The sequence below is a fragment of the Psychrobium sp. 1_MG-2023 genome, assembly GCF_030689115.1.
Taxonomy (GTDB): domain Bacteria; phylum Pseudomonadota; class Gammaproteobacteria; order Enterobacterales; family Psychrobiaceae; genus Psychrobium.
Genome location: NZ_JAUYVJ010000004.1, coordinates 60117 through 73312, shown reverse-complemented (window position 1 = coordinate 73312; position 13196 = coordinate 60117). Strand labels below are relative to the sequence as shown.

11 protein-coding genes are annotated in these 13196 nt (G+C 40.8%); 4 read left to right on the top strand and 7 right to left on the bottom strand.

From position 1 onward, the window contains the following. The first annotated feature begins 49 nt into the window (after window positions 1-49). Both Q8W26_RS03270 and ggt read left to right on the top strand, forming a co-directional pair. Window positions 50-1450: a protein adenylyltransferase SelO family protein gene (locus Q8W26_RS03270; protein ID WP_101214069.1), complete on the top strand. Its 1401-nt coding sequence runs from the start codon at window positions 50-52 to the stop codon at window positions 1448-1450. Window positions 1451-1587: 137 nt separating this feature from the next. After that, a complete protein-coding gene (ggt, locus tag Q8W26_RS03265; RefSeq protein WP_101214223.1) occupies window positions 1588-3282 on the top strand; it encodes a gamma-glutamyltransferase in 1695 nt (564 codons plus the stop codon). Between the two features lie 43 nt (window positions 3283-3325). On the opposite strand, the gene Q8W26_RS03260 is transcribed toward ggt, so the two are convergent. After that, on the bottom strand, window positions 3326-4135 hold the full coding sequence (locus tag Q8W26_RS03260; protein WP_153071485.1) for a hypothetical protein: 810 nt from the start codon (window positions 4133-4135) through the stop codon (window positions 3326-3328). Window positions 4136-4209: 74 nt separating this feature from the next. After that, window positions 4210-5517 (bottom strand): guanine deaminase, encoded by a 1308-nt coding sequence (gene guaD / locus Q8W26_RS03255; protein WP_305472263.1) that lies wholly within the window; start codon window positions 5515-5517, stop codon window positions 4210-4212. Window positions 5518-5735: 218 nt separating this feature from the next. On the opposite strand from guaD, the gene ylqF reads away from it, so the two are divergent. Beyond that, window positions 5736-6671 (top strand): ribosome biogenesis GTPase YlqF, encoded by a 936-nt coding sequence (ylqF, locus tag Q8W26_RS03250; RefSeq protein ID WP_101214066.1) that lies wholly within the window; start codon window positions 5736-5738, stop codon window positions 6669-6671. A gap of 50 nt (window positions 6672-6721) precedes the next feature. On the opposite strand, the gene Q8W26_RS03245 is transcribed toward ylqF, so the two are convergent. The 4 genes from Q8W26_RS03245 to Q8W26_RS03230 form a co-directional block, all read right to left on the bottom strand. Further along, a complete protein-coding gene (locus Q8W26_RS03245) occupies window positions 6722-7531 on the bottom strand; it encodes a hypothetical protein (protein WP_101214065.1) in 810 nt (269 codons plus the stop codon). A gap of 97 nt (window positions 7532-7628) precedes the next feature. Then, window positions 7629-9710, bottom strand: coding sequence for an EAL domain-containing protein (locus tag Q8W26_RS03240; RefSeq protein WP_305472260.1), 2082 nt, complete (start codon window positions 9708-9710; stop codon window positions 7629-7631). 9 nt (window positions 9711-9719) lie between these two features. Beyond that, window positions 9720-10343 carry a chemotaxis protein CheC gene (locus Q8W26_RS03235; protein WP_101214063.1) on the bottom strand — a complete coding sequence of 208 codons (624 nt, stop codon included), beginning with the start codon at window positions 10341-10343 and terminating at the stop codon, window positions 9720-9722. Further along, the gene (locus Q8W26_RS03230; protein ID WP_305472257.1) at window positions 10343-10708 is read right to left on the bottom strand and encodes a response regulator; all 366 of its coding nucleotides are present in this window, start codon (window positions 10706-10708) and stop codon (window positions 10343-10345) included. Before Q8W26_RS03230 ends, Q8W26_RS03235 begins: the two co-directional genes overlap by 1 nt. 199 nt (window positions 10709-10907) lie before the next feature. Between Q8W26_RS03230 and Q8W26_RS03225 the strand changes: the two genes are divergently transcribed. Next, the gene (locus Q8W26_RS03225) at window positions 10908-11432 is read left to right on the top strand and encodes a chemotaxis protein CheW (protein ID WP_305472256.1); all 525 of its coding nucleotides are present in this window, start codon (window positions 10908-10910) and stop codon (window positions 11430-11432) included. A 28-nt stretch (window positions 11433-11460) separates the two neighbouring features. Here Q8W26_RS03225 and Q8W26_RS03220 read toward each other — a convergent pair whose 3' ends face one another. Beyond that, the gene (locus Q8W26_RS03220) at window positions 11461-13188 is read right to left on the bottom strand and encodes a fused response regulator/phosphatase (RefSeq protein ID WP_305472255.1); all 1728 of its coding nucleotides are present in this window, start codon (window positions 13186-13188) and stop codon (window positions 11461-11463) included. Window positions 13189-13196 lie beyond the last annotated feature (8 nt).

Below are 13196 nucleotides of genomic sequence, written 5' to 3'. Positions count from 1 at the left end.
ATCTATTACTATCGGTTGCTAACAGACTGACTCGATTTCAAGGCCACAAATGAATTTATCACGTTATACAAATCAAGCTTTTATACAACAACATCAGCTCGCCCCTTTAGCCGATTTACAAATCATCCATCAGGTCAAATCAACTCACCAGCTTGACGATGTATTAACGTTATTTAATCAAGTCTGCTCGAAAGGTTTCGATATGCGCACTATTACTGGTCTAGTCACCGCTTATAGTGGACACCAATTTGGAACCTTTAACCCAGCTTTGGGAGATGGGCGTGTGCTTAACCTTGACGTTAATTCCGTTGGCTTATGCGCTTTTCAGCTTAAAGGTAGCGGGCAAACTCCTTTTTCTTATGGTAATGACGGGCGCTTAGCGCTGCGTTCTGCAGTCAAAGAATATCTAACTAATATTGCATTAGCAGGCTTAGGCATTCCGACGATTGAAAGTTTGGCTCTTGCTTTTTCATCCGAACGTCTCCAGCAACAGCAATTACAGCACAGCAGTTTATTGCTAAGAACAGCGCAGACCTTTACTAGAATAGGTCACTTTGAGTTTTTATACGCCAGTAGTTCAACCGAAGACAAGCAGCATGATCTTGGGGTGCTTATTACTGATTGTTTAGCCGCTAGCGCAACTGATTTAGGTTTAAACAAAACGCTAGACACTCTCGCAGTCAAAGAACAAGCTCAAATGTTATTAAATAACGTCGTAGAGAAGACTGCTTATCTTGCCGCAAAGTGGCAAAGCGCTGCATTTTGTCATGGTACACTCAATAGCGATAACATGTCGATTGCCGGATTGACCCTTGATAGTGCAACGGGAGAGTTCATGTCAACGTTTGACCCTAGCATGACTCCTAACGCGATTGATCAACAGGGCCGCTATGCGTTTGAAAACCAACCACGCCAATGTCTATTTAATTTACACGTATTGGCACAGTGTCTAACTTTGTTTCTTTCTCCAACGCAGCAGCAACATAGTCTCAAGCAGTTCTATCAAAGCTATTATCAGCATTATTCAATGTTGATGTTAGCTAAACTTGGTCTGAATGATTTTATACCAGCTGATCGTCAGTTACTTAGTGAATTACTTCAGTGTTTGTATGATAACAAACTTGACTATAACTTGTTTTTTCAATGGCTTAGTCAAGTAGATTCATTACAGTTACTTAACAAAAACAACAGAATTCAAGCGACAGATATCCACCAACATACATTAGCTAATACCGATCAACTAATACACTGGTTAAGGCGCTATCAGATGCGAATAGAACAAGGAGAAATCAGCACTTGTCAGCGTCACCAATTAATGATGAAAAGTAATCCAAACTTTGTACTCACTAAACCAATACTTAATATGGCGATTGAGCATGTCGAACATGCTGATTTCACAGCCTTATCTTGCTTAATAAACAAGCTTTCCCACCCCTTTTTAACCACATAGACTAGTCAGTAATACGAGCCCTATGCTAATGTCAGTGAATTAGTCTTTCACTCTCGTTAAGCCTTGGAGCTCCCTTGTTAAAGCCATTATTAAAGAAAGCCGTGCTTTGTGTCGCGGTTATTAGTTGTTTTTCTTCAATGCCGCTAATGGCAGATCCAAACACTCGAAAATTTGATCAAGATAAAGCTATTTTTAGTCACCACGCCAGACATCACCCGGTTTGGGCTCAACATGGTATGGTCGCTAGCCAAGAAGCACTAGCAACCCAAATTGGTGTCGATATTTTAAAACAAGGCGGTAATGCTGTTGATGCTGCAGTGGCGGTAGGATATGCATTAGCAGTCACTCTGCCTCGAGCTGGCAACATTGGCGGAGGTGGTTTCATGCTGGTTTACCTAGCTAAAGAACAGCGGACAATCGCAATAGACTATCGGGAAATGGCACCCAAACAAGCTCATCGTGATATGTACCTCGATGAACAAGGAAACCCTGTTAAGAAGCTTTCACGTTCTCATGGACTAGCCGTGGGAATTCCGGGCACAGTCATGGGTTTTGAATTAGCACTATCCAAGTACGGCACAATGAGTCGTAAACAAGTAATGGAGCCGGCAATTAAACTCGCTCAGGATGGCATCATAGTGACAAGCGATCTCGCCAATTCGTTACGAGTAATGAACCGCCGTTTTCAACAATGGCCAAGCAGTGTTGAAATTTTTAACAAAGACAACGGATCATTTTTCGAGCCTGGTGATCGGCTGATACAACAAGATTTGGCAGCAAGCCTAGTTAAGATTTCGACGCAAGGGAGTCAAGGGTTTTATCAAGGAGAAACAGCTAAGCGTATTATTGAAGCGGTTCAGCAAGCTGGAGGAATTATCACCTTAGATGATTTTTCTGCTTATCGAGCCATTGAGCGAGCGCCTGTCATAGGCGAGTATAGAGGGCATAAAATTGTTTCTATGCCTGCGCCTTCCTCTGGTGGCATCCATATCATCCAAATGCTCAATACACTATCCCATTTCCCACTAAGTACACTGGGCCATAATTCAGCTGCCACTATTCATGTGATGACCGAAGCGATGCGCCGTGCTTATGCTGATCGTAGCCACTATTTAGGTGACCCTGACTTTGTTGACGTACCGACAAAAAGCTTAACCAGTGACGCTTATGGCCAACAACTTGCGAAACAAATTAACCCTGAAAAAGCGACGCCTAGCAGCGAGATATCTCCGACTAAAAAGTTACCTTTTGAGAGTAACGAAACCACACACTTTAGCGTCGTCGATAAGTTTGGCAATGCCGTTTCTAATACTTATACATTGAACTTTAGCTATGGTTCAGGGCTTGTTGCTAAAGGGACCGGCATTTTACTCAATAACGAAATGGATGACTTTTCAGCAAAACCCGGTACACCTAATGGTTTTGGCCTAATCGGGGGGGAAGCGAATGCAGTGGCTCCTTATAAACGCCCTTTGAGCTCTATGACACCCACTATTGTGTTAAAAGATAATAAGCCGTACATCGTCACGGGCAGTCCAGGTGGTTCACGTATAATCACCACGACACTACAGTTAATTCTTAATGTTATCGATCACAATATGAATATAGCTGAAGCCTCTGCTGCACCACGCATCCACCACCAATGGCTACCAGATGTTTTACGAATTGAACAAGGTATTAGTAAAGATACTGTAGATTTATTACGTAAAAAAGGCCATCAAATCAAACTTAAATCATCAATGGGCAGTACTCAAACAATCATGAAAACATCGACAGGTGTTTATGGCGCTTCTGACCCACGTCGCCCATCAGCGTTAAGTGCTGGTCACTAAATTCATCATGGGTGTTAAGAGGTTAATCGTTTTGACACCCAGTTTAGAAACGCCAGACCAACAATAGCTGGAGCGCATTATCATCTTGATTTTTTGTGCCTAATTTATGTTTCCAATATTGGTACTCTACGCCAAAAAATAACTGTTCATGCTTTCCAATAAGTAAGTCGCCAACATCTAACCTCAACTGAGGCTGAAAGAGTAGCCAAGATGACAAATCTATCTTTTGGAAATTGTTAACTTGCTCACGTCCATTGATATACTCAAGATGCCCTTCAATGCTCCAATTTAAATCCCCTAGTTTAAATGGATAAGCCCATGAAAAATCAATCATATAGCTCGACTCTTCATCAACAATGGTAAATTGTTCTGCATCTGTATTACCACCGCCTTGATGCAAATACGCGGTGATGTCCACTTGGGCAAACGTAAAACCGTCCAAATCAAGTGATAGCCGAACCCCAGGTAACCACCAAGAGCTATCCACCTCGGGGGCTAAGTTTATTCCAGCCACAATACCAATATCTTTAACAGGTCCCAATCCCAATTTCTTGCCACTGATTGCGCCTAAACTAAAGTGTGAATACCACTCACCATAAAATTCGCTCGTTTCATCACCAGGCCCACCAGACCAACGTGTATGATCTACAAAAAAGAAATTATCACCATAGTCCCAAGCACTGGCGTGTTGAAAAGTCAAAATGTGAGCGGTTGACTCACCACCACCGGGAACGCTCAACTCTCCACCAGTTTGAATTTGCAGTTCAGTATTACTCCAATTGGCGCCCAGCGTGATTGTTGTAAAGAACAACAAGCCAAAAGAAACGCTTTGCATATACGTCAATAATCTCATCTTAGAACACCCTTAATCGATAACTATAAGCCAACTTATTGTAATAACTATCTAATTATAGACTACGCTGGTATTTAAGTTTTATCTTGGGTATTAAAGACACATTCCCCCATAATGTAGGTAGCCAAAACATGACGTTCATCACCTAGCATACTGAGGATAAACAATTTTTCCGTTAGTGTCTTACAGTGCTCCATACGGCGAGACATCAAAGGAGTCGCATGGTAATCAAGAACGATAAAATCTGCCTCTGCGCCAGTGGTAAAGTTTCCGATCGTTCCTTCTAAGTCAAGCGCTTTAGCCCCCCCTAAAGTGGCAAGGTAGAATGACTGAAAAGGGCTTAGTTTATCACCCCGAAGCTGCTGTGTTTTATAACCTTCATTTAATGTACTTAACATAGAAAATGTTGTACCCGCCCCAATATCAGAACCGACACCTACAGTAATATCAAATTGTTGTGCTTGTTTTAAATTGAATAAGCCACTCCCTAGAAATAAATTAGAGCTTGGACAGAATGCAATGGATGAATGTGTTTCCCCTAACCGCTGACACTCGCTATCGTGTAAATGAACACCGTGAGCAAAAACACTGCGTTTACCTAATAACTGACTTTGGTCATACACATCCAAATACCCATCGGTATTTGGAAATAACTGCTTAACCCACGCGATTTCATCCTTATTTTCAGACAGGTGGGTGTGTAAATAAACACTAGGGTATTCAGCGAGCAGTTGCCCAGCTTTTTGTAACTGTTCAGTAGAACAGGTTGGCGCAAATCTTGGGGTTATCGCATATTGTAAGCGGTCAACTTGATGCCACTTTTCGATAAGTGCTTTACTGTCGTTATAGCCAGATTCAGCACTATCTTGTAGATAATCAGGACAGTTCTGATCCATTAACACTTTGCCACAAATCATTCTAAGTTTATGTTGCTGCGCCACTGAAAAAAATGCATCCACTGATTCTTTATGAACAGTGCCAAAGACTAAGGCAGTTGTCGTGCCAGCCTCAAGTAACTGCTCAATAAAAAACTGTGCAACACGCTGGCCATGTTCAAAATTACAAAACTCACGTTCAGCGGGAAAAGTATAATTATCTAGCCACTCTAATAGTTGTTCCCCATAAGATGCAATCATTTCAGTTTGCGGATAGTGGACATGGGTATCAATAAAACCGGGAATAATTAAACCTTGAGGGTAATGTTTTATCTCCACATCAGGCTCTAATGTGGCAGCAAGTGTTGAAGCCTCACCAACGCTCGCAACCAACCCATCCTTAATTACTAATAAACCATCAGTAAAATATTGATAACTCTGTTCCAAAGATCCCTTTGCTGGGTCTGCCAAAAAGTGAAGTAATTCACCACGGAATGCTTTAATCATTAACCTATCCATTGTTTCAGGCACACTGACCTTTAAAGTATAGATCTTAGACCGATATTCGGAGGAAGTCTGTGATAAAAACCACATCAAGCAAGTCAAATACAGCAGAATGTAGTACACTAGCCACCATTAAATTGTCCGCATGCTTACAATCGATTGAATTACTCGCCTAAGGGCAAATAAAATCGATAGTTTTAAATTAAAAGGTTAGAAAACAAATGAGTAGAAACTCAATTCAATGGTTCCCGGGGCATATGCATAAAGCCCGCAAAGAAATGTCTGAGGTAATGGGACAAATAGATATAATCATTGAAGTGGTTGACGCTCGAATCCCCTATTCCAGTGAAAATCCATTTGCTCAAGAGCTACGGGGCGATAAGCCTTTAATTAAAGTGCTGAATAAATGCGATTTAGCCGATGACATTGTCGTCGCTCAATGGCAAGAGCATTTAGATCAACAACGTGGCGTTTCTTCGCTAGCTATCACCGCTAGTGAGCCTACACAAGTGAATAAGATTCTTGATTTATGTCGTAAGCTTGTTCCGCATCGTGACGAACAAGGTAAAGATATTCGCGCATTGATCATGGGAATACCTAATGTGGGTAAATCAACCATTATCAATATACTTGCTGGGCGCATTATCGCCAAAACAGGAAATGAACCAGCCGTAACCAAACGCCAGCAACGTATCAACCTTAAAAATGGCATTGTGTTATGTGACACCCCCGGGATCTTATGGCCTAAGGTTCACAATGAACACAGTGGTTATCGCTTAGCCATCACTGGAGCCATTAAAGATACAGCGTTTGAATATGAAGATATTGCCTCATACGCTGCTGAATATTTAATGCAAGCTTACCCTGAGTTGATAAAAGCACGCTATAAACTCGAACAATTACCTCAAACAGAGTGGGAGCTAGTGGAAGAAATTGGTGCTGTACGAGGTTTTAAACGCGCCGGCGGCCGCGTAGACATGCACAAAACCTGTGAGATATTACTCCATGAATTCCGTCAAGGGATGATCGGTGATATCTGTCTAGAAACCCCTGAGATGGCTGTCGTTGAGCAAGAAATTGTTGAACAAAAAATGGCAGAAGCGGCACTCTCTGAACAGACGAAAAAGAAGAAACCAAAAAAGAAGCGCCGCCGTTAGCAGCGCTTGATAATAGTGGCGCTATCAATTCATTGTTCGTGCCGCTTTTCTCAGTTCAGTTGTTGCACCAAGGAATGAAACTGCTCCGATTGTTTAATCAGTTTTACACTCTTCTTATAAGGGCTTTTAAGGTAAGCTTTAAGAAAAGACAGCACTTTGCGCTCTGGTATCCCTTTTAACTGACAAAATAATGCGAGTGAAAAAACCATCTCATTCTCACTCAAGCTATTGTGCCTATTTGCTTGAGGGTTATAACAACTTCCACAACCCCCACGAAATTGATAAGTCGTATTAGCTAACATCAAACCAAAGCCCATGAAAGTCGCTAATAACTCAATCTGCGCAGACTCAGTGGTTTGCTCTAGCTCAATAGGAGCATAATAATACACTGAAGCACAGAGGCTCATGACGATATTTGCAACCGCAGTTTGAGCACTACCAAAACTTTGCGGTGTTAAAGGAATAGCAATACGATTATTTTCACTATAATTAGTTTTTACCACACATTCTTTGCCATACAACGCTTGGTTAAACTCTAATTGAGGTAACGTTAACCCTGTCGGCTTTGGCACAATAACTAAATCTAAAGGCCAAGCAGCCAACCCTAAATGTTGCTGTACCGCTTTAAAGCTTTCATACGCCAATTCATTCGCCGATGTTGCCTTTGCAGGGAAGTAATCATTAGTAGGTAAAATTAACTCGGTAGAATTAATAAATGCTTCTTTTCCTAAGGCATGAAATAGCTGCTCATACTGTCTGAAAATCCAATCACTGACATCAGGCTCAATAATTGGAGCAGGAGAAAAAAATTTAAACACAACGATCTCTCGATGAAACTCATGATGCGATAGATTATCCACTACCACTCATCAATGCAACATTAAGCGTTGTCTATGGCAAAAGTGTTCGCTATTAACAACGAACGATAACTGAAACAGACATCAACATAGTATCGCACTATGCCACATCGAGTTTAGACAGTAATATGTCGTCGATAGGCATTGGTTTACCGAGGCCATAACCCTGACCAAAATCCACTCCAATCTCTGTTAAACGTTGCTTAACTTGCGCATTCTCAACAAACTCAGCGATAGTTTTCATGCCACAAACGTGGCCAATATCATTAATGGAACGGACCATAGCTTCATCTATCACATCATTTAAAATGTCTTTAACAAACATTCCGTCAATTTTTAATATGTCGACTTTGAGGTTTTTTAAATAAGCAAATGAAGACAACCCACTGCCGAAATCATCTAATGAGAATTTACAACCATAACAACGCAGGACATCAATAAACTGTTGCGCTTGTTCTAGGTTAGCAATCGCTGCAGTTTCAGTTATCTCAAAAGATATCTTTGACGGTTCAATCTTCCTAGCTTCTATCGCTTGTATAATGTGTGCTAATAATACGTGATTATTTAAGCTTAAGCCCGATAAGTTAATAGCCAAATGATCAATTTCGGATAGCTCGTGCTCGTGATTAGCTAACCAATCTAACGTGTGATCAATAACCCATTTATCAATTTTATGGGAGAGATTAAACCGCTCCGCCGCTGGCAAAAACAAACCAGGTGCTATGACCTGACCACTTTGATCTTTGAGTCTAACCAACACTTCAAAGCTTATTTTATCTTGTTGTTGCAGCGGTATAATTGGCTGGGCGAATAATACGAATGAGTCGGCTTCCAGTGCTTGATTGACTTTTGCAGCCCAATAAGTATCACCTTGTCGTTGAATTAAATCTTTATCATCAGCTTGATAAATATGTAACCTATTGCCACCAAAATCTTTGGCAATATCACAAGCACTCTCCGCTTGTTTAATGACATCGTCTGTATTTTTAATGGTCTCATCGATAATCGTCAAACCGATGCTAACTCCCAAACTAAAAACACTCTCCCCCCAACGAAATCTAAATGAAGCGATAGTATCGATGAGAGCTTCCATTCGCCTAATCGCAGACTCAGAGTCATCAGAGGTTATTAGAGTAGCAAATTCATCTCCGCCAAGGCGAGCAATGACATGGCTCTTATCAAAATGGCTTTGGCAAATTGTCGCAAACTGGTATAAAAGTTCATCACCTCCAGCATGGCCGCAGGTGTCATTGATTAACTTAAACTTATCAATATTTAAAAAACACACTAAATAATTTGAGGTTGCTAGCTCCGCCTGCGCTACTGTTGCAGTAACAACCCTTTCAAATTCTTGTCGGTTAATGAGACCGGTTAAACTATCATGGGTCGATTTAAAAGAAATCTCATGAGTAATGTTGCGAAGCTGAGTGATATCATTTTGTACTGCCACGTAATGACTAATAGTGCCATCATGGCTTTGAATGGGATAAATATGATCTTGCGTCCAATATTCTTGGCCATTTATATTTCTTTTTAAACACTCTCCAACCCATTCCTGTCCATCTCTTAGTAATGCCCAAACTTCTGTCTCAAGCTGATAACTACTAATACAGGTCAAACTAAAATAATTCATATTCAATATTTTAGATTCTGATAACCCTGTCATCTCACTAAATTTTGGGTTGATAAACTCGATTAGACCATCTGAGTTAAAAATCGCGACTGAGCTAGGACTATACTTTAAGGCTAGAGAGCATTTATCCAGTTGAGTGGTAATGTGTCTGAGCTTTTTTTCACGTGCCGTTGGGTCGGTTACATCTTGAACTTGAATGAGGCAAAAGCGGCGGCCTGAATACTTAATCGAGGTTACAAAGCACAATTGTTCTATTGGCTGATGATGCCTGTTTTTAAGTGGAAATAAACGTGGGTGTAATGAGCTAGATAAAACCGAAGCCATCCCATATTGACACGCTTGATCAATAACTCGCTTAAGTGTTTTAGGTTGTTCAAAGGCAAACAAAGTAAAGATTTTCTCACCAAGGCAACCATCTGGAGACAGTCCCGCAGCGTTTAAGAACCAAGAATTGGAATCAACTACTAGATAATCACTATCAATGATCAATAAGCCACATTGAGCATTATTAAGTACAATATCTGACAGTGTTTGTTCTTTATCAAGCATATACATCGCCTATGTATAAATCAGTGAAAAACGTTCAAGCTCTTTTATAAGTTTTTGTAATGACTCTGTCGCCATTAAAATTGAGACTTGCCCCTTAATCGACTTACTGGGTAACTGAAATGTCATGGAGACTGTTAATAAGTAAGGCGCTAACCCTGCATTAGAGAATTGTAAATGGAACAACTCATTGGGTGTACCTTTGAGTAATAAGGGCACATCACTTTCAATATCGCACTCCAAAACCTCGGCTATACAGCAAAAACAAGCATTAAGAATGATATTCGCTACCTCAGTAAGCGTTTCTTGCTCTAACTCTCCAAGATCCTGACACATAGCGCTTTCACCAAGTAGCTGACGAACTAAGTCAACACCACTAAAGTCATCGAACACTAAGTAGGCTTGCCCAGATAAATCCCCTGAAAAACATTGCTCGATAGCATGCAAGTATCGACTTTGGCCTAAACTAAGAGCCAATGAAGTTGGGCTAGCCTTCACTGTATTTAATTGCGGTACTGACAAAATCACTTCTTCGTGAACCATCTCACTTAGGGAGTTAGCTGCACGGCCCATACCAATATTAAATAATTCACAAAGTGTATCATTATGTTCATCTGACAGGAGTGCTTGATTCATTAGTTCGCCTCCCCAATAAAACGAAGCACCATGGCTTCATTAATTGGTTTAGGATAAAAAGACACTCCGTGTGATGCTACACGCTGTCGCATGACTCGCTGTATATTCGCGGTAAAAACACCAATATGAGCATTAGGCTGATGGTGCTGTATATCGGGGAGAATGGTTAATCCCGTTACGTCGGGCATGTTGTGATCAAGTGAAATAAAATCAAAACTCTGAGACTTCACCATCTCAACAGCAGATTGGGCATCGTGAGCATGTGAGATTTGCCATTGTTGATAGTGTTCGCTGACAATCTTAGCAATTATCATTCTGGTTAAACGACTGTCATCAACAATTAAAAAGTGTTTTATTGAACTCATATTAAAAACATCCATATTGACTTGAGTAGCTTAGACACATGCAACAGAGCATCCTTCCTTGTCAAAGCTTGATAATATTAAATAGTGTAGTTCATAAATCCTATAATAGTCAGATTAAATGGTAGAATACAACAGGAAACTATTGAGATTTTTTTAATTTATTGTTTGAATAGAACAAACACTAAAAGCAAGGTTTATTATGGTCACCAACCCACAAGGTTCATCCAATAAAAGTGATGATTGGATGCAGGAAGGCTCACAACAATTTCTTACCTTCCACCTCGATGATGAAGAATACGGGGTAGATATACTGAAAGTGAATGAGATAAGGGAATGGGCGCCGATCACAACAATTCCTGATATTCCCAGTTTTATTAAAGGAGTAATAAACCTTCGGGGTAATATTGTTCCCATTATAGACTTAAGAGAACGTTTCTCTATCGAGGCTAAAGAATATGGCCCAACAACTGTTGTCATTTTAATTAACGTAAACCATCAAGATACTGAACTAGTGATTGGTGTCGTGGTTGACTCTGTTTCAGATACTCATAGCGTTAATCAGCAAGATATTCGGCCTAAGCCAGCGATAGGCGGCATCATCGATGCTCAATACCTATCAGGGCTTGTTGAAATAGAACAAAAACTCGTTTTGCTTTTGAACGTAGATAAGTTACTCACTGACAATCAATTAACTCAATTGGGTACGGTAAGCGAAGAGGAATAACAAGACCGCTTGGACTATGGGTTGGCCGTTAACGATCACGGCTCCAGCAATAAACAGCTTTGACGGTCGATCCATTATCAAGATAAGTTAAATGCTCACACAACTCTTGCACTAACTGTATGCCTCGACCACTTAACGCACTACTAATTGGTGACTGCTGAGCAGCAGTCGTCAACCAGGATTCAAAGTCGAAGCCGCCCCCTGAGTCTTTGATCACAATAGTCAACAACCCACCATTTTCGGTTGGGCTATGCTCAAGTTTGATCTTTATGAATCCCTTATCGACTTCTTTAAGGCGCTTTTGCTTTTCACTAAAGTAATGAGCAAAGCCTTCTGGAGATGATTTTAGATCTGAACTCAACGCTAGCACCCCATGGTCAAGTGCATTAACAAATAGCTCAGTTAAAACAGTAAATAAACTATGCCAATGCTCTCCTTGCCCTTCTATTTCTTGGAGTTGATTAATAATAATTGGAATAGGGTCAACTGCAGATAACTTATCGCCTGATAATGACATTTGCCAGCCCCAAGAGCCACTTTGCTTACTCAAATCATCTTCAACCACCGAGAAGTCTAATTCACGTGATCTGACGGGAGACAAACTCTGATAATGACTTAAATCACAATTGATATCGACTAGTGATATGTCATCATCTTGGGGTAAGTCTTCGCAAAAAACTTCAACTGCAGCAATGATATGACCTGTTACGTCCCGATTGATAAAACCTTGTTTAGTCGAATCAATCAATCTCGCTTCACCAAAAAAATCCCCTGCTCTATTTCTGGCCTCAACAATGCCATCACTATAAAGCAAGATTCGATCATTAGCTTCAAGTGGGATAATCTTCGGCTTCATCTCATGTAATAATTGATTAGAGATACCTAATGGGGGGTGAAATGATTTAACTCGGTGCTTTAATGTGCCAGTACCACCATTAAATGCCAATACATCTTCCATTCCAGCGTTCCAAACATAGGCCACTTTTTCACTTACCGACAACGTCACCATCGACAACGCGAGAAACATATGTGTTGGCAGTAGCTGATGCATTTTACGATTAATTTGCCTGATTATCTCCAAAGGGGCGTGCCCTTTATCGGTCATAGCACGAAAAATATCAGCCAGCGGAATTGCTCCGATAGCGGAACTTAAACCATGCCCAGTGAAATCACCTAACAATACATTCACATCACCACTAGGGCACAATGCCGTTAGTTGAACATCACCACTAAATGTCTTAGCTGAACGTTTAAAGATTTTAATGTGTTCTTTCGCAACATTTCCCTTTTCGACCACATCACTAAATAGTTGTTCTGCTAGTTCTTCATCATTTTGGCGTTCCGAGGTCAATGAATGCAACTCACGATATAAGTCTGCGATACGGAACATGGCATAAATTTTAGAGCAAAAGATGGCCAACGAAAAAGGCTTAAAAATAATATCATCTGCCCCAGCGGCTACACACTCGCTAATTTGTTTTTCATCGAGGTAATCGGAGATGATAACAACAGGCACAAATACATCAGCTGCAAGGGCTTTAATTTGCCGACAAGAGTCTATCGCATTCATCCCAATGGCGTGATAGTCGATAAGTACTAAATCTGGGCGTTCTTGATAAAACTTAACCATCCCCTGCATCCCGTCGTGGGAGAGAATCGTTTTAAAGCCTTCGTCATTAACGGCCTTGGCCAGACGCTCAAGCTGATCAGGGTTTGAGTCAATGATCAGGACTTGACTTTCAATGCCGGTTTTCAAAGAGAAAA